Origin of the sequence: Amycolatopsis decaplanina DSM 44594 (assembly GCF_000342005.1) — a bacterium.
Taxonomy (GTDB): Bacteria; Actinomycetota; Actinomycetes; order Mycobacteriales; family Pseudonocardiaceae; genus Amycolatopsis; species Amycolatopsis decaplanina.
The window spans coordinates 1-22,194 of sequence record NZ_AOHO01000073.1 but is presented as its reverse complement, the minus strand read 5'-3'; the positions used below and the strand labels follow the sequence as shown (position 1 = coordinate 22,194).

The 22,194-nt window shown below is 66.8% G+C and carries 21 protein-coding genes and 1 tRNA gene; 13 read left to right on the top strand and 9 right to left on the bottom strand.

Annotated features, from left to right (window positions below):
* Nucleotides 1-4: 4 nt before the first annotated feature.
* Nucleotides 5-439, top strand: a complete 435-nt coding sequence (locus H074_RS30230; protein ID WP_039923688.1) for an acyl-CoA thioesterase — start codon at nt 5-7, stop codon at nt 437-439.
* A gap of 91 nt (nt 440-530) precedes the next feature.
* Here H074_RS30230 and glnA read toward each other — a convergent pair whose 3' ends face one another.
* Entirely contained in the window at nt 531-1,955 is a 1,425-nt protein-coding gene (gene glnA, locus H074_RS30225) for a type I glutamate--ammonia ligase (RefSeq protein ID WP_007033879.1), read from the bottom strand.
* A 171-nt stretch (nt 1,956-2,126) separates the two neighbouring features.
* Between glnA and H074_RS30220 the strand changes: the two genes are divergently transcribed.
* The gene (locus H074_RS30220) at nt 2,127-2,612 is read left to right on the top strand and encodes an RDD family protein (RefSeq protein ID WP_007033878.1); all 486 of its coding nucleotides are present in this window, start codon (nt 2,127-2,129) and stop codon (nt 2,610-2,612) included.
* 63 nt (nt 2,613-2,675) lie between these two features.
* Here H074_RS30220 and H074_RS30215 read toward each other — a convergent pair whose 3' ends face one another.
* Both H074_RS30215 and H074_RS30210 read right to left on the bottom strand, forming a co-directional pair.
* Complete coding sequence (locus H074_RS30215) at nt 2,676-3,629, bottom strand: hypothetical protein (RefSeq protein WP_039923685.1); 954 nt, start codon at nt 3,627-3,629, stop codon at nt 2,676-2,678.
* A gap of 103 nt (nt 3,630-3,732) precedes the next feature.
* Nucleotides 3,733-4,461, bottom strand: coding sequence for a DUF4191 domain-containing protein (locus H074_RS30210; protein ID WP_007033876.1), 729 nt, complete (start codon nt 4,459-4,461; stop codon nt 3,733-3,735).
* Nucleotides 4,462-4,524: 63 nt separating this feature from the next.
* Here H074_RS30210 and H074_RS30205 point away from each other — a divergent pair, with 63 nt between their 5' ends.
* The 6 genes from H074_RS30205 (at nt 4,525) to H074_RS30180 (ending at nt 9,047) form a co-directional block, all read left to right on the top strand.
* On the top strand, nt 4,525-6,612 hold the full coding sequence (locus H074_RS30205) for an ATP-dependent DNA helicase UvrD2 (RefSeq protein WP_039923684.1): 2,088 nt from the start codon (nt 4,525-4,527) through the stop codon (nt 6,610-6,612).
* A 216-nt stretch (nt 6,613-6,828) separates the two neighbouring features.
* Nucleotides 6,829-7,095 (top strand): hypothetical protein, encoded by a 267-nt coding sequence (locus H074_RS30200; protein WP_007033874.1) that lies wholly within the window; start codon nt 6,829-6,831, stop codon nt 7,093-7,095.
* 167 nt (nt 7,096-7,262) lie between these two features.
* Nucleotides 7,263-7,646, top strand: coding sequence for a WhiB family transcriptional regulator (locus H074_RS30195; protein ID WP_007033873.1), 384 nt, complete (start codon nt 7,263-7,265; stop codon nt 7,644-7,646).
* Entirely contained in the window at nt 7,643-7,900 is a 258-nt protein-coding gene (locus H074_RS30190; protein WP_007033872.1) for a hypothetical protein, read from the top strand. Before H074_RS30195 ends, H074_RS30190 begins: the two co-directional genes overlap by 4 nt.
* Before the next feature lie 101 nt (nt 7,901-8,001).
* Nucleotides 8,002-8,871, top strand: a complete 870-nt coding sequence (locus H074_RS30185; protein ID WP_039923682.1) for a class I SAM-dependent methyltransferase — start codon at nt 8,002-8,004, stop codon at nt 8,869-8,871.
* Nucleotides 8,868-9,047, top strand: coding sequence for a hypothetical protein (locus tag H074_RS30180; protein WP_007033870.1), 180 nt, complete (start codon nt 8,868-8,870; stop codon nt 9,045-9,047). The genes H074_RS30185 and H074_RS30180 overlap by 4 nt, the downstream gene beginning before the upstream one ends.
* Nucleotides 9,048-9,052: 5 nt before the next feature.
* On the opposite strand, the gene H074_RS30175 is transcribed toward H074_RS30180, so the two are convergent.
* From H074_RS30175 to H074_RS30165, 3 genes are all read right to left on the bottom strand, one after another.
* On the bottom strand, nt 9,053-9,964 hold the full coding sequence (locus H074_RS30175) for a hypothetical protein (protein ID WP_007033869.1): 912 nt from the start codon (nt 9,962-9,964) through the stop codon (nt 9,053-9,055).
* Nucleotides 9,965-10,107: 143 nt separating this feature from the next.
* Nucleotides 10,108-11,448, bottom strand: a complete 1,341-nt coding sequence (locus H074_RS30170) for an ABC1 kinase family protein (protein WP_007033868.1) — start codon at nt 11,446-11,448, stop codon at nt 10,108-10,110.
* Nucleotides 11,449-11,525: 77 nt separating this feature from the next.
* Nucleotides 11,526-12,554 carry a ThiF family adenylyltransferase gene (locus tag H074_RS30165; RefSeq protein ID WP_007033867.1) on the bottom strand — a complete coding sequence of 343 codons (1,029 nt, stop codon included), beginning with the start codon at nt 12,552-12,554 and terminating at the stop codon, nt 11,526-11,528.
* 163 nt (nt 12,555-12,717) lie between these two features.
* Here H074_RS30165 and H074_RS30160 point away from each other — a divergent pair, with 163 nt between their 5' ends.
* Nucleotides 12,718-13,281 (top strand): M48 metallopeptidase family protein, encoded by a 564-nt coding sequence (locus H074_RS30160; RefSeq protein ID WP_007033866.1) that lies wholly within the window; start codon nt 12,718-12,720, stop codon nt 13,279-13,281.
* A 6-nt stretch (nt 13,282-13,287) separates the two neighbouring features.
* Here the strand turns inward: H074_RS30160 and H074_RS30155 are convergent, their stop codons facing one another.
* Nucleotides 13,288-14,637 (bottom strand): zinc-dependent metalloprotease, encoded by a 1,350-nt coding sequence (locus H074_RS30155; protein ID WP_007033865.1) that lies wholly within the window; start codon nt 14,635-14,637, stop codon nt 13,288-13,290.
* A gap of 203 nt (nt 14,638-14,840) precedes the next feature.
* On the opposite strand from H074_RS30155, the gene H074_RS30150 reads away from it, so the two are divergent.
* On the top strand, nt 14,841-15,845 hold the full coding sequence (locus tag H074_RS30150; RefSeq protein ID WP_200865831.1) for a YlbL family protein: 1,005 nt from the start codon (nt 14,841-14,843) through the stop codon (nt 15,843-15,845).
* Between the two features lie 87 nt (nt 15,846-15,932).
* Here H074_RS30150 and H074_RS30145 read toward each other — a convergent pair whose 3' ends face one another.
* Nucleotides 15,933-16,481, bottom strand: coding sequence for a PPA1309 family protein (locus H074_RS30145; protein ID WP_007033863.1), 549 nt, complete (start codon nt 16,479-16,481; stop codon nt 15,933-15,935).
* Nucleotides 16,482-16,637: 156 nt separating this feature from the next.
* On the opposite strand from H074_RS30145, the gene H074_RS30140 reads away from it, so the two are divergent.
* Nucleotides 16,638-19,634, top strand: coding sequence for a UPF0182 family protein (locus tag H074_RS30140; RefSeq protein WP_007033862.1), 2,997 nt, complete (start codon nt 16,638-16,640; stop codon nt 19,632-19,634).
* A 70-nt stretch (nt 19,635-19,704) separates the two neighbouring features.
* Nucleotides 19,705-19,794, top strand: a tRNA-Met gene (locus H074_RS40400).
* 106 nt (nt 19,795-19,900) lie between these two features.
* Here the strand turns inward: H074_RS40400 and H074_RS30135 are convergent.
* Nucleotides 19,901-21,352: an FAD-dependent monooxygenase gene (locus tag H074_RS30135; RefSeq protein ID WP_007033861.1), complete on the bottom strand. Its 1,452-nt coding sequence runs from the start codon at nt 21,350-21,352 to the stop codon at nt 19,901-19,903.
* A 93-nt stretch (nt 21,353-21,445) separates the two neighbouring features.
* Between H074_RS30135 and H074_RS30130 the strand changes: the two genes are divergently transcribed.
* Nucleotides 21,446-22,039, top strand: coding sequence for a TetR/AcrR family transcriptional regulator C-terminal domain-containing protein (locus H074_RS30130; protein ID WP_007033860.1), 594 nt, complete (start codon nt 21,446-21,448; stop codon nt 22,037-22,039).
* Nucleotides 22,040-22,194 lie beyond the last annotated feature (155 nt).

The window sequence follows — 22,194 nt, the reverse complement described above, 5'->3', positions numbered from 1 at the left end:
TCCGGTGACTGAGCGCGAGCCATTTCGCACCCGGATCAAGGTGCGTCATTACGAGCTGGACACCCTTGGCCATCTCAACCACGCCGTCTATCACTCGTACGGGGAGGTCTCCAGACTTGAGCTGATGGAGCTCGCTGGCGGCCTCAACTCAGGCATGCGTGACGCGAATCTTGCCTTCGTGCTGCTCGAGTCCCACATCGTGTTCCGGCGTGAGCTTCGGGCCGGCGATGCCGTCGACGTGACTTGCGACGCCAAGTTCGGCAGCGGCAAGACCTTCCACATGGACTCGAACATCTACAAGGTCGACGGCACCCTCTCCGCGGAGATCACGTGCACGCTGGGGTTGATGGATCTCGAGCGACGCAAACTGGTGGATGATCCGCGTGGCCGTATCGAGCGAGCGGGCGTCGATCTGAAGGTTCTTTCCACTTCGGAGTAGCCGCACTGTGAAGACCCGATAAGAAACGCCGGTGGTGAGGGCGCTTCCGCACCTCACCACCGGCGTGCTCTTGGTGTTTCCTACCAAACGATCACACGTCGTAGTACAGCGAGAACTCGTACGGGTGCGGGCGCAGTCGCAGCGGGTCGATCTCGTTCTCACGCTTGTAGGAGATCCACGTCTCGATCACGTCGGGGGTGAACACGCCACCCTCGAGCAGGTAGTCGTGGTCGGCTTCCAGCGTGTCGAGAACCGCGCCGAGGTCGCCAGGAACGAGCTTGACGTTCTGGGCTTCCTCCGGCGGGAGCTCGTAGAGGTCCTTGTCGATGGGCTCCGGCGGCTCGATCTTGTTCTTGATGCCGTCGAGACCGGCCATCATCATCGCCGAGAACGCGAGGTACGGGTTACCGGACGAGTCCGGGCACCGGAACTCGGCGCGCTTGGCCTTCGGGTTGTTGCCCGTGATGGGGATACGGACACAGGCCGACCGGTTCCGCTGCGAGTACACCAGGCTGACCGGGGCCTCGAAGCCCGGCACGAGCCGGTGGTACGAGTTGACGGTCGGGTTGGTGAAGGCCAGCAGGCTCGGCGCGTGCTTGAGCAGACCACCGATGTAGTGGCGGGCGGTGTCGGACAGACCCGCGTACCCAGACTCGTCGTGGAACAGCGGCGTGCCGTCCTTCCACAGCGACTGGTGGCAGTGCATGCCCGAGCCGTTGTCGCCGGCGAGCGGCTTCGGCATGAAGGTCGCGGTCTTGCCGGCGGCGAACACGGTGTTCTTCACGATGTACTTGAACAGCTGCAGGTCATCCGCAGCGTGCAGCAGCGTGTTGAACTTGTAGTTGATCTCGGTCTGGCCGGCGGTGCCCACCTCGTGGTGAGCGCGCTCGATCTCGAAACCGGAGCCCTGCAGGTTGCGGACGATCTCGTCGCGCAGGTCGGCGAAGTGGTCGACCGGCGGTACGGGGAAGTAACCGCCCTTGAACTTCGTCTTGTAACCCTGATTGCCGCCCGGCACGTCGGCACCGGTGTTCCACCAGCCCTCGACGGAGTCGATCTCGTGGAACGAGGCGTGCTCGGCGGAGTCGAACCGGATCGAGTCGAAGATGTAGAACTCGGCTTCCGGGCCGAAGAACACGTTGTCGGCGACGCCGTACTCGGAGATGTACTGCTCGGCCTTGCGCGCGATGTTGCGCGGGTCGCGGCTGTACGCCTCGCGGGTGAACGGGTCGTGCACGAAGAAGTTCAGCGAGAGCGTCTTCGCCTTGCGGAACGGGTCGATACGCGCCGTTTCGGGGTCCGGGAGGAGCAGCATGTCGGATTCGTGGATCGACTGGAAACCACGCACCGAGGAGCCGTCGAAGGCCAGGCCCTCTTCGTAGGCTTCTTCGTTGAACGCCTTCGCCGGAACGGTGAAGTGCTGCATAACGCCGGGCAGGTCGCAGAACCTGACGTCGACGACCTCTACGTTCTCGTCGGCGATAAGGCGCTGAATGTCGTCTGGAGTAGTGGGCACCCTCGGTGACTCCTTCTCGTTCGTTGCCGGCGGCAGTACTCTCTTCGGCTCACGCTAAGAGCGCGGTGTTGCCCGACCGTCACCCGTATGTTTCGCCGGTGTTAACGGGCGGCGATATCGGGTAGTCGACCAGGGCGAATGTGGCCAGCGCCACCGGCATACCCTGGATGGGTGGCGAGATGGACCGGAGAATGGCTGCCCGGAGCCGGTGATGGGACGACGGCCGGTGGCGAGGGTACGCAGCGGTGGCGTGGTGAGCGACTCGGCTTGCCCCAATCGGGTGTCGGCTCGGTGGCGGGCGGCGGCGCCCGCCTTCTCGGGCTGGTCATCGATTTGGTGCTCGCCTCGCTGGTCACCACCCTCTTCGTGACGCCCAGCCTTCAGGATCCGGCCGTCATGCAGACCTTCAACCTCTGGTCGGTCGGCGTCTGGGCGGCAATCACAGTCGTTCCTGCCGCCTTCTTCGGTTTCACCCCCGGTATGGCAGTGGTCGGAATCCGTGTCGCCAGGCTCGACGGCGCGCAAATGGTCGGAGTGTGGCGTGCCGTCGTGCGGGCGGCACTGACTTTCGTGATCATTCCGGCCGCGATCCGCAACATCGACGGCCGAAGCTGGCTCGACAGGCTGACCGGAACCGTTGTGATCCGCATGCGATGACCTCGGATGGGGAGCAAGGGACCTTTGCTCTCGCCGGAGGAAGCGGCTGCGCACCGGCTGTGCTCAGGCGGCCGGTGTCGCAGGAACGCTGCCGAGGTCAGGAGGCGGTCGTTGCCGAGCGCGTTGGTAGGCCGCTCGCACGTCCTGGATCACTACCAGCGGTTCGTCTCGTAGTCGTGCCGGACTCACCTCGACGACAATGAGGCCTGGGGCGACCAGCGCTGGTATCTCGGACACCTTGTCCGGTTCGAGAGTGACCTCGTCGTAGCGAATTTGCAGCGCCACACCGACCTGTGGCCACCAGGCCTCGGCGACTCCGATGACTTCGCCGTCGGAAGTACGTAGTTCTGCCTTTCGCATGGGCCTGGGCAAGCCACTGCGCTCGAGCACGGGCTCCAGCCACTGCTCGACTGCGGAGTCGACGCCGTCTTGGAGGGCGTTGACGACGATTCGGGGTAGTGCCGAGCCGATCGTGCTGGCCTGTGCCAGCTCGTCTCGAAGTTCCTGTGGAGTGCAGAGCCCGCGATGAACCGCGTCGTGGATCATGGCCCGCACCGACTTGAGTTCGTCCATACGCCTAGCCGCGTCGATCAGGGCCCGGGCGAGGGGTGCCACGGGCAGCCCGTCGATCTCCACCGGTTCCGGCAGGTGGATCGTTCGTTCCACGATGGCGAATCCCCAGGTAGCGACCTTGCTCTGGTGGGGGATCAGGGTGTGCACCCGTCGTTCTGGCGGGAGTCTTCGGACTCCGTACAACCTGGCGGCTTGTACTCCGGTGAGCATCGCCTCCGGGCCCGCGTGAGTCAGTGCGACCTTCAAGAGCTGGCGTTTGGTCGGCGTGGCGTTGGTCAGCAGGATGACGCCAGGGATCGGACGTCGCCAGGGGCCACCTTCGCGGCAACGGCGGGAGATCGAGGAATGGGAGTGCCCCAGGACGACAAGTTTCGCCCGGGCGGCCACGCCGTCCGGGAACATCGCTGCCAGCGCCTTCTGCCGGACGCTCGAGATTCTGTCCACACAGTGATCATGCGAGCACCCACCGACAGTTTTCGTCCGCAGACGGATCAGGGGTCCTTTGCTACCGCTAGGTGGTAGCAAAGGACCCCTGATTCTCGCTTGGTCAGCGGCGACGGATGGTGCGCTGGACGTTGCGCATCTTCGCGCCGGCAGGCATCGGGCCCTTGGGCATCGCGGCACCGCGGCTGCCGAGGGCGGCCAGCTTCGCTTCCAGCGCGTCGACCTGGGCGGGCTTGAGGTTGCGCGGAAGCTTCATCAGGTAGCCCTGCAGCTTCTTCAGCGGCACCTGCTGGTCTTCGTTCCCGATGATCACGTTGTAGATCGGGGTCTCACCGATCAAGCGGGACACACGCTTCTTCTCCTGCGCGAGCAGGGACTTCACGCGGTGCGGCGCACCCTCGGCGACGAGCACGACACCCGGGCCACCGAGCACCCGGTGCACGGCGTCGAGCTGGGTCGTGGCCGCCACGGTCGGCGTCACCTTCCAGCGGCCTCGCATGTTCTCGAGCGCCCAGGCAGCGGCGCCGGGCTGTCCGTCGGCCTTCGAGTACACGGTCTTCTGGACCCGCCTGCCGAAGATGATCACAGCGGCGAGCGCGCCGAGCAGGATGCCCAGCGGCAGCAAGACCCAGTGGACGTCGAAGATGAACCCGATGCCGAACACGACACCGGTGATGACCAGGAGCGATCCGACCATCCAGGGGATGAGTGCCTTGTCTTCCTTGCGCTGCATCTTGAAGGCCTCGAAGATCTGCCCGCGGCGAGCCTTGCTCGCGGCACGCTTCTCCTTCTTGGCCAGCTTCGCTGCTTCCTTGTCCTGCTTTCCCGCCATGTGACCAGGATACGGCCGCGTGCCCTGCGTCGATCCCGTCGGGCCCTCTGCGAGGATCGGGACGTGGTTAGCGCATCGTCCCCGAAGAGTCGTCCAGGCCTGCTCGATGGGCTCGATCCCGAGCAACGCGCCGCCGCCTGCGCCCCGAGGGGGCCCGTCTGTGTCCTCGCGGGAGCGGGGACCGGCAAGACGCGGACGATCACACATCGCATCGCTCACCTGGTCCGTTCTGGGCACGTCGCCGCTGGTCAGGTCCTCGCGGTCACTTTCACGACCCGCGCCGCAGGCGAGATGCGCACGCGCCTTCGGGGGCTGGGTGTCGACGCCGCCCAGGCGCTCACCTTCCATGCCGCCGCCCGCCGCCAGTTGCGATACTTCTGGCCCCAGGTGGTCGGGGACCGCCCTTGGGAGCTGCTTGAGAACAAGTTCCGTTACATCAGCCAAGCCGCCAACAAGGCCGGTCTCGGCACCGAGACGGAACTCCTGCGCGACCTCGCCAGTGAGATCGAGTGGAGCAAGGCCTCTTTGGTGTCGCCGGACGACTATCCGGCGGTAGCCGCACGGACACAGCGGGACACACCGGCGCCCGCGACGCAGGTCGCCGAGGTCTATCGCAACTACGAGAAGGTCAAGAACGCCGCGCAGGTTCTCGACTTCGACGACCTGCTCCTGCACACCACCGCCGTCCTCGAGGAGCACACGGTGGTGGCCCAGGAGTTCCGCGAGCGCTACCGCTGCTTCGTCGTCGACGAGTATCAGGACGTCACCCCGCTGCAGCAGCGGTTGCTCGACGCCTGGCTCGGCGGCCGCGACGACTTGACAGTCGTCGGCGACGCCAACCAGACCATCTATTCGTTCGGTGGCGCTTCTCCCCGCCCGCTGCTGGAGTTCACGCGGAGGTTTCCCGAGGCGACGGTCGTGAGGCTCGAGCGGGACTATCGGTCGACGCCGGAGGTCGTGGCTCTCGCCAATCAGGTGATCGGTGCCGCGCGTGGCCGCCCTGCGGGGTCGAGGCTGAAACTGATCGGCCAGCGTCCTTCCGGGCCCTCCCCGCGTTTCGCCGAGTATGACGACGAGACCGCCGAGGCCGCGGCTGTCGCACGCAGGATCCGTGACCTGCTCGACAGCGGAGTGGCGGCCAGCGAGATCGCGGTGCTTTACCGCGTCAACGCCCAGTCGGAAGCTTATGAGCAGGCACTGGCGGAGGTCGGTATCCCGTACCTGGTTCGCGGAGGAGAGCGGTTCTTCGCCAGAGCGGAGGTCCGGCAGGCGATGTCCGCGTTGCGGATGGCGTCGACCGACGCCTACACCGGCGAGCTGGTGACCCGAGTTCGCTCCGTACTCGCGAAGGTGGGGCTCACCGACCAGCCTCCCGCAGGAGGCGCGGCGAAAGAGCGGTGGGACGCGCTTCTCTCGATCGTCGAGTTGGCCGAGGAACTGGCTTCCACTGTCGACGACGCGGATCTGCCTCGATTCGTGGCGGAGCTCGAACAGCGGGCGACAGCGCAGCATCCGCCGACAGTGGAGGGCATCACGCTGGCCTCGCTTCACGCGGCGAAAGGTCTCGAATGGGACGCAGTGTTCCTCGTGGGGCTCGCCGAGGGGACCATGCCGATCCTCCACGCTGACGGTGACGACGCGGCCATCGAGGAAGAGCGCCGTCTCTTCTATGTCGGCGTCACTCGAGCACGAGAGCACCTCTCGCTGTCGTGGGCCTTGGCGAGGACGTCGGGAAATCGTCGCAATCGACGACGCAGCCGATTCCTCTACGGCCTCATCCCCGAAGATCACCCGGCGGCGCGGGTCGCCCGATCGCAGCAGCCGAAGCAGGCCGGCAACAAGGCCCGGTGCCGGGTGTGCGGCGGTCCTCTGCTGGAGACACTGGACATCAAGCTGGGCCGCTGCTCCCGCTGCCCGTCCAACGTGGACGAGCAGCTGCTCGAGAAGCTGAAGTCGTGGCGGGGGGAGCGCTCGCGGGAACTCAAGGTGCCGGCCTTCGTCGTTTTCACGGACGCGACGCTGGTCGCCATCGCCGAGCAGCGGCCGACCGATGACACAGCGTTGTGTGCCATCTCCGGGATCGGCGCGACGAAGCTCGAACGCTTCGGGGCGGAGGTTCTCGACGTCGTCCGGGCCTCGGTGGAGTCTTGACCGCGTTCCAGGCTTGATCCACGCGGCGAACCCGCTGCTCAGAGCCGATCTTCGCAACTTCGACGGATTTTCTGGAAAATAAGTTGCCCCGGTGTGGCCAGGGGCAATAACCTGCAGGTACCGGGCGGGAAGCGCCCGGTCTGGGGAAGAACTTCTACAACACAGCGTAGACCGCAGGTCGGTTCGCGCGCGACAGAGAAAGGTGGTGCCGGTGAAATGACGATCAACATGATGCTCACGAACCCTGGCACCCGTCTGTCCTGCGTCGCGGAAGTCCCGCAGGCTCAGCGCCAGGGCACCTTTGTGCCCGTGAGCATCCTTGCCGCCCGCGGCGCCAAGCGTTTCGGCCTGAGCTGGATCGCCGCTGATGAAACCTTCTCGCACGCCGCCACCCTCGGTGGGGCGTACGTGAATGGTGACGTCGATCTGCCGGTCATCAAGCAGTTCCGTGTTCCGTTGTCCATACGGGAGCGAAGTTCCTGACCTAGTCAGGACCAGAGGCTCACGAAGGCCGCGGAACCGGTTACCGGATCCGCGGCCTTCGTGTTTTTTGCTGCACAAACAAGTTGGCTGCACAACCTAATTGGGGTTCAGCGTTGTCCAGTTCCACCGTGAGTACGAAATCCGTTACGGGACAGAGGAGTGCACTTATGTCATCGGCCATAGCCTTCGCGCCGGGGGAGGCCCTGCCTTTCGCCGACGCCGGCGTCGTCGACCTGCTCGACGCCATCGACTCGCCTGAGTCGATGCTTCCCTGCCGTTCGGGCGACGCGGACCTTTGGTTCGCCGAGTCGCCGGCAGAACTCGAGCGAGCGAAGGCGTTCTGCGCGGACTGCCCAGTTCGTTCAGCCTGCCTCGCGGGTGCCCTTTCGCGGCGTGAGCCGTGGGGTGTCTGGGGTGGCGAAATCTTCGAGCGTGGCGTCGTCGTCGCGCGGAAGCGGCCCCGTGGCCGCCCCCGGAAGAACCCGGTCGTCGAGCCCGCCGCCGAGGCTCGTCCTGTCGCGCGCAAGGTCGAGCGGAGCGCAGCGGCATGACCGTCGAACTCATCACCACCAGGGATTACGAGGCGCGGACGGGTTACCGGACTCTCGCGCCGGCCAAATTGAACGAGATCAAGGTCGAGGAGACCAGCGAAATGTTGCTTTATGAAGAACTGTCCAGGGCCCGAATACGAGACCTCGAGGAGGGAGTTCGCGCGCAGCGGGCTCGAAGCGGCCCACGCGCCGCACGCAGGTGGACCAAGGTCGCCCGCTGGGCGACCCGGCGAGCCGAGCGCCTTCAGGCCTGACCACTCGGGGGAGCGGGGGACCTTTGCTATCGCCGTGCGATAGCAAAGGTCCCCCGCTCCCTTTGGGCGTGGCGCGGCTCGGCGTGGTGTTCACTGGGGGAATGGCCGTACACACGCACGACGACATCGACTGGGCTGATCGGCTTCGATCGCTTCGCATGGCCGAGGCACTCGACGCCGAGCCGATGCGGGCGGCGGCCCGCCGGCTGCTGGAAGGCATGCCGGACGGGCCGACCATCCTCGACATCGGTTGTGGCGCGGGTGGGATGAGCGCGCTCTTCGCCGAGGAGCTCGCCTCCGTCGGCGCCAAGATCGTGCTGGTCGATGCGACCGAGCATCTGCTGGCTGAAGCGCGCCGGGTTGTCAGCGCGGCCGCGGGGGACAGGGCCACCGTCGAGACCATCCATGCCGACGTGGCCGACGAAGGATTGCCCGCCAAGCTGCCTGCCGCCGATCTGGTCTGGGCTTCCCGCGTGGTTCATCACTTGCCCGATCAGCAGGCGGCTATCGACACCCTCGCCCAGCTCGCCCGCCCCGGCGGGCTGGTCGCCATCTCCGAGGGGGGCCTGGACTTCAACTGTCTCCCCTGGGATCTCGGCATCGGCCGGCCCGGGCTCGAGGAGAGGCTGCTCGCCGCACGCGGCGAGTGGTTCGCCGAGATGCGGGCAGGAATCCCTGGCTCCGTTTCCATGCCCTACGGCTGGAACATCGCGCTGCAGCGAGCCGGCCTCGCCGACGTCGATTCCTTCGGGGTGCTCATCCACCATCCGGCACCTGGGCAGGAACTGCTGCGCGAGTTCGTCATCGAGCGGGTGACCTGGCTGAACGAGGTGGCAGGCGACCGCCTCGACGATGACGACCACGAGACCGTGGCCGCATTGGTGGATCCGGCGAACCCGGCTTTCCTCGGCGCACGCCAGGATCTGTTCCTGCAAGGGGCGAAGACGATCCATTGTGGACGGCGGCCGTGAGTGACCAGGTCGGGTGCTCGTTGTGCGGCCGGATCCGCGGCGTCGACGAAGAGCCCGCGCAGACGCTCGCCTGGGTTTTCACCCGAGAGAAGAACGTCGTGCGCTGGATGTGCCCCGCCTGCGCTCGCCGCCACACCCGCGACATCGAAGGAAAGCTGCCGGACGAGTACTGGTGAGCCATTCAGGCGGCGTCGATCCGGCCGATCGTGCGGACCTTCGGCCTCGGCGTCCGCGCTGCTTCGGCGAACGCCCTGACGAGCTCGGCCGCGACCTCCATCGGAACCTTCTTCAGCTGATCTATGGTGCAGCGGACCAGCACGGTTCCGGTCGCGGTCAGCGCCAGCGGGTGGAAATTCGCGGCGCCCTGTTTCGGGGCGCGGAATTGCCACGCCATGCCGATGTCGTCCCACCAGGCGTCGGCGGTGCCGATAGGCCGCCCTCGCCTGTCGCAAATCGTGGTGTTCCACGACGGCGAGGGCAGCGGGCAGCCGCTGAGGAGCTTCTTCGCCAGCCCATGCGCGTAGGTCTCTTCGGGATCGATGCGCCGCAAAGCCGCCCGCACCGCGGCTGAGCCTCGCCGGTTACCGGAATCGAGTTCCTCGCTGAGTTCTTCGAGAGTGCACAGCCCCCAATACAGCGGTAGCGAGATCAGTTCGTCGATTCGCGTGGGATCGAGCTCCAACCGGGCCAGATCGAGTGCCGCCCGGGCCGGCGGGGCGAACGGGACGCCGTCGATCGAGGTCGGCGGCGGCATCCGCGTGGTTCTTCGCGGCAGCATGCCGGGTTCCGCAGGCACGCGCCGATAGTCGGGGACAAGGAGATGGACCTCCCGTGTCACCGGGCAGTCGACGCCTCGTGCGCGTAGCGCGTCGGCACCCGTCACCACCACGTCCGGCCCGAACCGCGCGACAGCGGCCTGCAACAGCTGAAGCCGGGTGGGCGCGGAGTCGCGCAACAGGATCACACCCGGCATCAGCCTTCGCCAAGGACCGCCCGGGCCGCAGAGCTTCGCGGCGTAGCGCGCGGTGACGCCCGCCTTGCGCAGCTCGCGGCTGGTGACGATCCCGGATTCGCTGGTGTTACTGAGCGCCATGATTCGGGCGCTTCGTGTAGTGGTCATGAATCGAGGATGACCGCTGGGCCGACCGGGTGGAATAGCTTCCAAGAAGTTGTGGACAACTCGCGCGGGCAACGCCGATTTCCGCTCAGTCGCACCGTTCCCTGTGGATAACTTTCTCAGGTCGCGAAGCCCGGCTGCCACCGTTCGACGATCGCGCGGGCGGGGATCTCCGCGTCGAGCTGGCAGAGGATGCCGGTCGATCCGGCGGTCACCCGGTGGATCATCAGGTACTCGGGCGGGAGATTGAGGGACCGGCCGATCCGGAAATCCCGGCCGCGGGTGTCGCCGACCCGGCCTGCCTGCCGTTGCATCCAGCGGCGGGTGAAGTGGAACGTGTCGCCCGCCAGCGGTTCGGTGAACGGCGCCAGGTAGGCGAGCACGTCGTCGGCCTGCAGATCCGCGTCGGTCCTGATGAAGCCGGACTCCCTGAGCAGCCGCATGAGCTTCGCGGACTCGCCGTCGAGTGCCAGCCTGGTCATCTCGCCGAGGTGCTGCGGAATCCCCTCGGGCAGCCGGGACACCCCACCGAAGTCGATGACGCACAGCCTGCCGTCGGCGGTCAGCATGAAGTTGCCGGGATGCGGGTCCGAATGCAGGAGCCGGGCTCGTTCCGGCGACGAATAGTGGAACTCGGTGAGCAGGCGCCCGGCGCGGTCTCGTGTCTCCTTGTCACCGTCGGCGATGATCTTCGACAGTGGGGTGCCGGTGGCCCACTCCGTGACGACGACCTTCGGCGCGCTGGCGACCACACGGGGGATCAGGAACCCGGGGACGCCTTCGAACGCCTTCACGAAAGCACGCTGGTTCTGGGCTTCCGCCTGGTAGTCGAGTTCCTCGTTCATCCGCTCGGCGAGTTCCGCCAGGAGTGGTTTCACTTCGGTCCCCGGCACGAAGGCCTGGAACAACCTGCTGAAACGCTGGAGCTGTCGAAGGTCGCTTCGCAAGGCGTCGTCGGCTCCGGGATATTGCACCTTGACGGCGACTTCGCGACCGTCGTGCCAGGTCGCGCGGTGGACCTGGCCGATACTCGCGGACGCGGCCGGCTCGTCGTCGAAGGTCGCGAACCGCTGCTGCCAGGTGCGTCCCAGTTGCTCGGCGAGGACCCGATGGGTCTGCCGGGCAGGCATGGGCGGCGCGGCGGCCTGAAGCTTCGTCAGGGCCTCGCGATAGGGCTTCGCCATCTCGTCCGGCACCGCGGCCTCGAAGACGCTCAGCGCCTGGCCGAACTTCATCGCGCCGCCTTTGAGCGTGCCAAGGACCTCGAAGAGTTGCTCCGCCGCCTTGGCGGACAGTGTCGCGTTGACCTCTTCGGCGCTTTGCCCGGTCAGCCGCCTGCCCCAGCCTCCGACCGCGCGCCCCGCTATGCCGAGCGGGATACTGGCCAGCTTCGCCGTTCGCGCGGCCCCGTTACGGGGGATGGCTGCTTCACGGTCCTCGGCGTTGCGGGAGTCGGTCACCCTCGCGATTCTGCCTTGATTCACTCCGCTCGCGCAGCCTGTCGGGGGAGTGGGTGTGGGCTACGTCGCTCGCTGTATCAACGAGCGCCGCATCCGCATCCGGTGTGCGGCGGCCAGTCGCGATGCCGGATCGTGCCGTCGAAGAAGTCGATCTCCAGGGTGGCGTTCCACGAGGGTGGTGCCTGGTCGCTGGGAGACAGAAGCCGGAGTGCCTGCGCGGCGGCCAGCGCGGCGCACGCCTGAACGGCGCCGAGGTCGGGTTGCTGCACACGGCCGGCGAGCTGGCTCGCCACCCTCGGCCAGGAATCGTCGCGGCCGGCGCGGTGCAGGTCGGCGCAGCGCAGGCAGCTGCTGCGGCCGGGCACCACCAGCGGTCCGACGATGCCGACCCCGTCCCGGACGCGAACCGGAAGGTGGTTGACGCCGTCACGGACGAGTTCATCGACCACTTCGGGAGCCGGTACCACGGCGTCGGTGAGCAGGACGAGCTCCGGCCGGCGGTCCGAATAGAGCCGGGTGGTCGCCGTATCCGCCCCGGCGCGGTGCACGACCTGCGCCATCGCCTCGCGGCGCGGCATGCCGATTTCGGCTTCGGTGTAGCCCGAGCCCAGGTCGCCTTCGCGGACCGTGCCTGACGCCCGGACGTCGATGTGCCCGACTCCGCTGTTGGCGAGCAGGACGGCGATGGCCACGGCGAGCCTGCCGTCGCCGTGGATCGCCACCGCGGTGCGCTTGCGGCGTGCCGTCATGGCCGCCTGATGGTGGCGGGCGCGAAGCGACCAGAGTCCTGTCTCCGGTCTCGGATGCCGTTCGGACTGCCCCGCATCGGTCACGAGTCCTCGGGCCGTCAGGTCCGTCATCAGGTCCCGCAGCTGTTCGTCGTGTTCGTTCTGCGCGAGCACGATGTCGTCCGAGGCCCTGTTCCCGTCCAGCCCGCGGAGTGCTTCGGCCACCTCGGCGGCGACTCCGGCGATCACCACGGCGTGTGCGGGGTCGAGGCCGATCTGGATCTCGCCGTTTCCCCGTTCCAGCACATCCAGGCCGGGAAGCAGGGTGGGGAAGGCGGGCAGGATGATCGATCGCAGATCCGGTTCGCGCAGGTTCATGATCGCAGGATCGCACCCACCCGCTGGCCATCCGCCCGGAAAAACGCGAGTTATCCACAGGTTGGCCCCGTTGTGGACAACTGGAGGCTGTGACCTTTCGGCCCTCGGAGTTGTCGGTGACTGGCCTTACCGTGGTCGAGTGGTCGAAGCACGGACGCCCTCATTGAGGGGCCGGGACACGACGAATCCGTCGGACACTCCCGAACACAAGGTCGAGGTACGGCGTAGCCAACGCCGTCACCGGACCGTCACCGCGTACTGGGACGAGGACACCCTCGTCGTGCTGATCCCTGCCCGGATGACCCGGGCCGAGGAGAAGCACTGGGTTGCCGAGATGCAGCGCAAGCTGTTGCGCAAAGGCCCACGGCAGGCCGCGCCGCCGAAGGCCTCCGACGAGGCGCTGCTCGCACGCTGCGCCGTGCTCTCGGCGAAGTATCTGGACGGAAAGGCGATACCCGCGAGCGTTCGCTGGGTCCCGCCGATGAGGACGAGGTGGGCGTCCTGCACGCCGGTCGACGCGACGATCAGGGTCAGTGATCGCTTGCGCCGGGTGCCGGCATGGGTGCTGGACTACGTCCTCGTGCACGAACTCGCGCATTTGAAGGAACCAGGGCACAACGCGGCGTTCTGGGAGCTCGTTCGCCGTTATCCCAAGACCGAACGCGCCATCGGCTACCTGGAGGGTCTGTCCTCCGCCGCCGGATGGGGCATCGCGGCGGAGGACTGACGTGCCTCAGCTCTCGTCTTCGTCGCCCTTGGGCTTGTTCTTCTCGCGCTCGGTGCGTTCGATCTCGGCGATCGGGTCGATGCCTTCGAGCGTCGACTCGCCATCGCCGAGACGTTCGGAGAAGTCGAGCGGCTCGTCGAGGTCTTCGGCGGTCGGCATCAGGTCGGGGTGGGACCAGAGGCCGTCCCGCTTCTCGATGCCGTGCTGGTCGCCGACAAGCTTCCACAACGAGGAAGCCGCCCGCATCCGCCTGGGCCGGAGCTCGAGCCCGACCAAGGTGGCGAAGGTCTGTTCGGCCGGGCCACCCGTGGCCCGGCGACGGCGCAGCGTCTCCCGGAGCGCGTCCGCGCCCGGAAGCCGGTCGCCGATGGCCTCGGCGACCACGACGTCGACCCAGCCTTCGACCAGTGCGAGCAGGGTCTCCAGGCGATTCAGCGCCGCCTTCTGCTCGGGCGAGGTCTGCGGCTCGAGCAGACCGGAGGACATGGCCTCTTCGATGCTGGCCGGGTTCGACGGGTCGATCTGGCCCGCGAGCTGTTCCAGCGCCGAGGTGTCGACGGAGATACCGTTCGCGAACTCCTCGACGGTGGCCAGCAGTCGCTGCCGCAGCCAGGGGATATGGGCGAACAGTCGCTGGTGGGCGGCCTCGCGTGCGGCGATGAAGACCAGCACCTCGCTGGTCGGCAGCTCCAGGCCCTCGGTGAACTTCTCGATGTTCGCCGGCAGCAGCGCGGACGTGGCCGCGGGGCCGAGCGGTAGGCCGACCTCCGTGGAGGTGAGCACTTCGGAAGCCAACTGAGCCAGGGCGTTACCGAGCTGGGAGCCGAAGGCCATCCCGCCCATCTGCCCCATCATCGAGAGAAGCGGTCCAGCGGCCTGCTTGGCCTCATCCGGCAGCGCCTGCACCCACGCGCCCGAAACCTGCTGGGCGACGGGGTCGCAGAGGCGTTGCCAGGTCGGCAGGGTCTTCTCGACCCAGGTACGCGCGGACCATGCGACGGTCGACGTGGCTCCGGCGGGCAGGATCGTCGCGGCGTCGAGCCACAGCTCCGCCAGGTGGGCGGCGTCACGGACAGCCGTGCTCGAGTCGCCGCCGCTGGACGACGAAAAGCCTAGTTTGACGTCGCCGCTTCCGCTGCCGCTGAGATTCTGCAACGCGATCTGTTTCGCCAGGTCGTAGTTGACCGGCCCGGTCGAGCTGCCGGCCTGGCTGAGCATCTGGCCCAGCTGGCTGAGCATCTGACCGAGCTGATTGAAGGCCTCGGCGCCGGAGGGCTGGCCGCCGGAATCCGACGGCTCGTTCTCGCCTCGTTTGTCGGGATCGGGCGGTCCGAAGCCGAACGGGGGTTTGCTCATGGCACCACCGTACGCGGGTCCCGGGATTCACAGCTCGTCAACTGGAGTGATGAGCGTGGCCTTCACCGAGAAGCGAACACCGTCACCGTACGCTGTCACGCGTGACAGAGCCCTCGGAGGAGACCACAGGAGCGCGGAGCCGTGCGGGCTCCGCGGGTGACCAGGACCGCTCCGAACGGCGGCTGACCCGGCGCGGCTGGACGCTGCTGGTCAGCGGTGCGCTGTTCGTCGCCTTCGCGCTGGTCGGGTTCTTCATCCCGGTGCCGTATGTGGCGATCAGCCCCGGACCGACCTACGACACCCTCGGCAAGGACGCCGCCGGGCAGTCCGTGATCCAGGTCAATGGGCACGAGATCTTCCAGACCTCCGGCGAGCTGCGGATGACGACGGTCTCCCTGCGTGATGGCGGCATCACGTTGTTCAACGCGCTCGGGCTCTGGGCGAGTGGCCGGTACGCGCTGGCGCCGCGCGAGGAATACTTCAAACCGGGCGAGACAAACGAGCAGGTCCGCCAGGAGAACATCCAGCAGTTGCAGGACTCGCAGACCGCTGCCCAGGTCGCCGCGCTGCGCCGCAAGTTCCCGGTGAAGGTGCTTGCGAAGTCGATCGTCTCCGGCAGTCCCGCCGACAAGGTGCTCGCCCCTGGGGACCGGCTTCTGGTGGTCAACGGGAAGACGGTCACCGAGGCGACCGAGGTGCGGGCCGCTCTGAACGGGACGAAGCCCGGACAGACCGTCCAGATCACTTTCAAATCCGACGGGCAAGCCGAACGCACCGTGCCGCTCACGCTCGCGCAGCGGCCCGATGGGCCGGAAGGCTTCATGGGCCTGACCGCGGTGGACCGTGCCGACGTTCCCTTTGACGTGAAGATCTCGCTGCAGGACGTCGGCGGCCCCTCGGCGGGCCTGATGTTCGCGCTCGCGATCGTCGACAAGATGGAGCCCGGCGACCTCGCCGGCGGCAGGCATATCGCCGGTACGGGCGAGATCTCGGAGAAGGGCGTCGTCGGCGCGATCGGCGGCATTTCGTTCAAGGTGGTCGGTGCTCGCGAGGCCGGTGCCACCGACTTCCTCGTGCCCGCGCACAACTGCGCCGAGGCGAAGACCGCCGCGCCCGATGGCCTGAACCTGATCAAGGTGTCCACGCTGGACGAGGCGATCGCGCAGCTCGAGAACCTGAAGGCGGGACGGCCTACTGCCTCCTGCTGACCGCCAGGGAAGCAAGGGACCTTTGGTATCGCCCAGCGTGCGTCTTGGGCTGGCGGTAGCAAAGGTCCCTTGCTCTCTTTTCGCAAGTCAGGGTAGCAAGGTTGCCTTCAGGGCTTCGAGCAGGTTGGGGGCCAGCTCCGGGTTCTCGATGATCTCGTCGACAGGGACGTCACCGGGCTCTTCAGGCTTCCCGGCGCCGCGAAGCCGCATGACGCACGCCCCTGCACCATCCCGAAGTACGGCCGCGACGAGCCGCGCTTCGGTCCGGCGCGGGTGGTCGGCGGCCGCTTGACGCAGGCGTTCGGCATCGGTCTCGGGCACGACGGGAAGCTCGGCTTCGGCGTCCGGCGGCAGCACGATGATCTCCTGCGCGAGCGCGCAGCCCAGCACCAGATCAGGCCACGCGATCTGCGCCAGCGCCTCACCCAGGTCACCGTCCGGCAGCGACTCCTGTGCGACCGGCGTCAGCGGGGCCGACGGGTCGAGTTGCCCGGCCAGTTCGGGCTGTTCGTCCAGCAACGCCGCGGTCGGGACCAGCGCGAACAACTGCGGCGGCTGATCCCATCCTCCGGAGGCGACGAACTCCTCGACTTCGCGGGCCAGGCCGGCCACACCCTGCTGCTCACTCGATGCCATTGGCACATCGTTCCAGGCGGTCGGGGCGGCGGCCTTCCGAGTCCGGTTTGGGCGGGTTCCGGGAACTTCCGACGGCATCCGTAGAGTTAGAGCATCAGGGGCCGCACGCGGTACGCGCGCCCCTGCGAAAAGTTCACCAAACCAGGAGCGTGTGCAGTGGCCACTCGGCCCCCCGTGAGCCTGCCGAAGCTGTCCCGGCGCAGCCGGATACTGCTCATCATCGCCGCCGTAGTCATTCTGGCCCTGCTGCTGGGCGCGAGACTGCTGGACACCTACGTCGACTGGTTGTGGTTCGGCGAGGTCGGCGCCCGGACGGTGTTCAGCACGGTGCTGATCACCCGCGTCGTCTTGTTCTTCGCCGTAGGGCTCCTGGTGGGAGGGTCGCTCGCGGTCAGCTTGATGATCGCGTACCGGTCCAGGCCTGTCTTCGTGCCGATTTCCGGCAACGACGACCCGCTCGCGCGCTACCGGTCGGCGATCGTCGGCCGGATCCGCCTGTTCGGCATCGGCATCCCGGTGCTCACCGGGCTCATCGCCGGCGCGTCCGCGCAGAGCGACTGGCAGGTCGTGCAGCTGTTCCTGAACGGCACGCCGTTCGGCCAGACCGATCCCGAATTCGGCAATGACGTCGGCTTCTACGCCTTCGACCTGCCGTTCTACAACTGGCTCCTGGGCTGGCTGTTCATCTCGGTCGTCATCGCGTTCTTCGGCGCGCTGATCGCGCACTACATCTTCGGTGGCATCCGGCTCGCGGGTAAGGGCGGCCAGCTCGCCGGCCCGACCCGCGCCCAGCTCGCCATCACCATCGGCATCTTCGTGCTGCTGAAGGCGGTCGAGTACTTCTTCGATCGCTACAACCTGCTGCTCTCCGACCGGGGAGCGCCGCTGTTCATCGGTGCAACCTACACCGACTTGAACGCGGTCCTGCCCGCGAAGCTGATCCTTCTGTGCATCTCGGTGATCTGCGCCGTGGCGTTCTTCGCCGGCGCGTTCCTGCGCAACCTCCAGCTGCCCGCGATCGCGCTGGTGCTGCTGATCCTGTCGAACGTGCTCATCGGCGTCGCGTGGCCCGCGGTGCTCGACCAGTTCTCGGTGCGTCCCAACGCGAACGAGAAGGAGTCCACGTCGATCCAGCGCAACATGGACGCGACCCGTCAGGCGTTCGGCCTGACCAACGTCGAGTACAAGGACTACACCGGCAAGTCCGAGGCGACCTCCGCGGAGATCAAGGCGGACAAGGGGACCGTCCCGAACATCCGGCTCCTCGATCCGAACATCCTCAGCGACACCTTCACCCAGCGCGTCGGCCGTGAGAACTTCTACGGTTTCCCCTCCAAGCTGGACATCGACCGCTACACCCTCAACGGTGTCACGCAGGACTACATCGTCGCGGCCAAGGAGATCAAGACCGAGGGCCTCACCGGCAACCAGACGAACTGGATCAACAAGCACCTCGTCTACACGCACGGAAACGGTTTCGTCGCCGCGCCGGCCAACACGATCGACCGCGCGCTGAAGGACGCCAACTCCGACGGCGGTTACCCGATCGCCACCACCAGCGACACCCAGAACCCGACGGGCGCCGGCTCGACCGACCCGAACAAGCCGGGCATCAAGGTGGACGAGCCCCGTATCTACTACGGCGAGCTCGCGACCGACGCCGCGTACGCGATCGTCGGCGGCAAGGCGGGGCAGGCGCCCGGCGAGTACGACACCGCCGTCGACCGCGGCTACATCTACAAGGGTTCCGGCGGCGTGCCGATCGACAACTGGTTCAACCGGCTCGTCTTCGCGGCCGAGTACGGAGAGCGGAACATCCTCTTCTCCGACGCGATCGGCGACGGATCCAAGATCATGTTCAACCGCGAACCGCGGGAGCGCGTCGCCAAGGCCGCTCCGTGGCTGACCCTCGACGGTGACCCGTATCCGGCGGTCGTCAACGGCAAGATCATCTGGATCGTCGACGGCTACACGACGATGAACAACTTCCCGTACGCCCAGCAGACCCAGCTCGGCCAGGCGACCAACGACTCGCTCAGCGGCACCACGCGCCAGGCGAACTCCTCGATCAACTACATCCGCAACTCGGTCAAGGCCACCGTCGACGCGTTCGACGGCACCGTGACCTTGTACGGGGTCGAGGACAACGAGCCGGTGCTCAACGCGTGGAAGAAGGTCTTCCCGGGCTTGGTCAAGCCGAGCAGCGAGATCTCGCCGGACCTGCGGTCGCACTTCCGCTACCCCGAAGACCTCTTCAAGGTGCAGCGGGAGCTCCTGTCGAAGTATCACGTGAACAACCCGGCGGAGTTCTACGCTCAGCAGGCCTTCTGGAGCGTTCCGCAGGACCCGACGCAAGAAGGCGGCGTGAACGCGTCCGCCTCCGGGATCGCCAACCAGCCCGGCTACTACGTCCTGGCCACCGCGCCGGGCGACACAAAGTCGCGGTTCCAGCTCACCAGCTCGCTGACCGGTCTCCAACGGCAGTACCTGGCGGCCTGGATGTCGGTGTCCTCGGATCCCGAGGACTACGGGAAGATGCGCGTCCTGAGACTGCCGACAGGCGCCAGCGGCTCCACACAGGTGGACGGTCCCGTCCAGGTCCAGAACAGATTCCAAAGTGACCCACGGGTCGCGCAGGACCGGACGCTGTTCAACAACCCGAACGTGACGGTCACCTACGGAAACCTGATCACGCTGCCCGTCGCCAACGGCTTCCTCTATGTGGAACCGGTCTACATCCGGCAGCGGAACCAGCTGAGCTATCCGCAGCTGGCCCGTGTCCTGGTCTCCTACGGCACCAAGATCGGCTTCGCGCCGACGCTCAACGAGGCGCTGGACCAGGTTTTCGGCGCGGGCACGGGCTCCGGTGTCACACCGCCGCAGACCGGCGGTACGCCCGGAACGACGACCCCGCCGCCCCCAGGCACTACGACGCCGCAGCCGCCTGCCAGCGGCAACCCGGCGCTCGACAAGGCCGCGGGCGACATGCACGACGCCTGGGTCAAGTTCCGCGCCGCCCAGCAATCCGGCAACTACGCCGACCAGGGTGCCGCCCTGGCCGCACTCGAAGCCGCTTCGAAGGCCTACGAGTCGGCCAAGGCCAACCCGCCGGCGACCAGCGCGCCCCCGACCTCCGGCCAGCCCGGAGGGTGACGTCGCTTACCTAAAGGGCACCTGCTTTGCGCCTGCTCGAAACGGTGGCGTAAGGTAGGTGTCACAACGCGGGGTGGAGCAGCTCGGTAGCTCGCTGGGCTCATAACCCANCCACGGGCCTCCTTCGCATTTGTCCCGGGGGTCGAACCCCCGGACCCCCGCCAGGAGGGCTTCGCCCCCTGGACCCCCAAGTGGTCGGTTGCATAGGTGCCCCAGGTGGCGGGAGCAAGGGACCTTTGCTATCGCGGGGGAGCGGGGGACCTTTGCTACCGCGTGGGGGCGGCCCAGCAGGCATAGCCGTCGGGGCGGTATAGGACGGCTTCCGTGGAGGGCCACGGCAGGGCCGTGACGAGCTGAGTGGTCAGACGTGGTGAGTGGGCGTGAGCCTGGGCTGCGTCGACATGGGCCGGAGTGGTCGTCAGGAGCACGAAGTCGCCGTTGTGAAAGAGCGTGCTGGGGCGCAGCGGGCCGCCTACGGTAGCGACGTCCTGGTCGTTCAGCCGCGAGCCGAGCGCGGGGTGCGACGTCCCGTAGGTCGCGTAGCGGATCCCGAGACCGGAGACCATGCCCGACAGGTACCGGCTCACCTCGGGCAGCGCGGCCAGGTCGCCGAAAACGGCGCGAAGCGCGCGAGACTCATGAGACCGCGGAGTCAGCCCCAGTTGGGCGGCGACGTTGTGCAGCACTTGAGCGCCGACGGGGTGCCGCTCGGCCTCGTAGGTGTCGAGCAGGTCGTCACCGGCCCAGCCGTGCACTGTCGCGGCGAGCTTCCAACCGAGGTTCATGGCGTCCTGCACACCGAGGTTCAGCCCTTGGCCGCCTGCCGGGAAATGGATGTGCGCGGCATCGCCCGCCAGCAGTACCCGCCCGACGCGGTAGTGCTCCGCCTGTCGCGCCGCATCCGAGAACTGTGACGCCCAGCGGATTTCCGACACCGTCGCCGTCGCGCCGTACGAGTCGAGCAGGGCCTGCCGGACTTCGTCGTGGGAGACCGCGGACCGGATGTCCGTGGGCCGCGAGGCCCTGTCGCCGTACATGAAGCGGTAGAGACCCGGTTCTCCCAGTGGAATCAGGCCTTTGAACGTGGTCGCACCGGTCGGCTCGCCGACGTTCCGCATCGTTCGCCACTGCTTTTGCGCACCGGCAGGGATTTTGTCGAACAGGACGTCCGCGACCACGCCGAAACCTTCACCGTCCACACCGGGAAAGTCCACGTCGAGTCCTTTGCGTACAACGCTTCGAGAACCGTCGCAGCCGACCAGGAACTTCGCGTGCAGCCGGTTCTCGCCACTGTCTGTTCGGTACCGGACAGAGACAAAGTCCTTGTCCTGTACGAAATCGATTACTTCGGCGCCCCGGATCACCTTGGTTCCTTGTGCGGCAAGCCGTTCTTCCAGGTATTCCTCGACCTGAGCCTGCGGAATCCCCAGCTGGAAAGGGAATCGAGTGTCCCAGCCGTCGTAGCCGACGGGGATCATCGCGAAATGTCCGTCCTGCACCGTCGCGAACGAACGCTCCTCGGCGCCGTCCAGAAGCCCGCGCAGCTCCAGCATTTCCGCGGTGCGCGGCTGGAGATTCAGTGCCTTGGACAGTCCTGTGCGCTCGTGATGCCGTTCCAGTACCACGACATCGACGCCGGCGAGCGCGAGTTCGTGGGCCAGCATCAGCCCCGTCGGCCCCGCCCCGGCCACGACCACGTCCGTCCCCAGGTTGTTCATACCACTCCTTAACGACGTTAAATTGACCTGCGCCCAGCGTGCCCTTAACATCGTTAAATTGTCAAGACGCTCCTGTTGGAAAGAGGGTTGAAAGTGGGTCTGACCAGGCAGGACATCGTCCGCGCCGGGCTTCGGCTGCTCAACGACGTCGGGCTCAACGGGCTGACGCTTCGCCTGATCGCGCAGGAGCTCGGCGTCAAGGCGCCCGCGCTGTACTGGCATGTGAAGAACAAGCAGGAGCTGCTCGACGAGATGGCGACGCAGATGTATGCCGACGCGATGCCTGGCCGTGTGCCGGAAGGTATGGGGGAGCGGGACTCGCTGGAGCTGGCGTCACGGAGTTTGCGCAGGATGATGCTTGCTTACCGTGACGGGGCCAAGGTCTTCTCCGGGACTTTCATGACCGACGACAGCCTGCTCGGTGACAATCCGCTGCAGCCCCGCGTCGACGCGGGGCTGGAACTGTACCTGGCTGGACGAGCGTTGTTCACCGTCTACAGCTATGTCGTCGGTTTCACTATCGAAGAGCAGGCCGTTTATCCGGTTCCGGGTGAACGCGACCCGCGTTACGACGTCACGTCCACGGCGTGGGTCTTCGACGAGGACGTCGAGGGCAGGTTCGGCGACGGGCTGACCATGGTGCTCAACGGCGTCTTCGCCTGGCTGGATGACAAAGTCGTGCCATAAAGGCAGGTCAAAGGCGCTTCGGCGAGTTAAGGGTACCCGCCTGAAACCCGGTTTCGCCCCCGTGTAATCTATTGAAACAACGACGCGGGGTGGAGCAGCTCGGTAGCTCGCTGGGCTCATAACCCAGAGGTCGCAGGTTCAAATCCTGTCCCCGC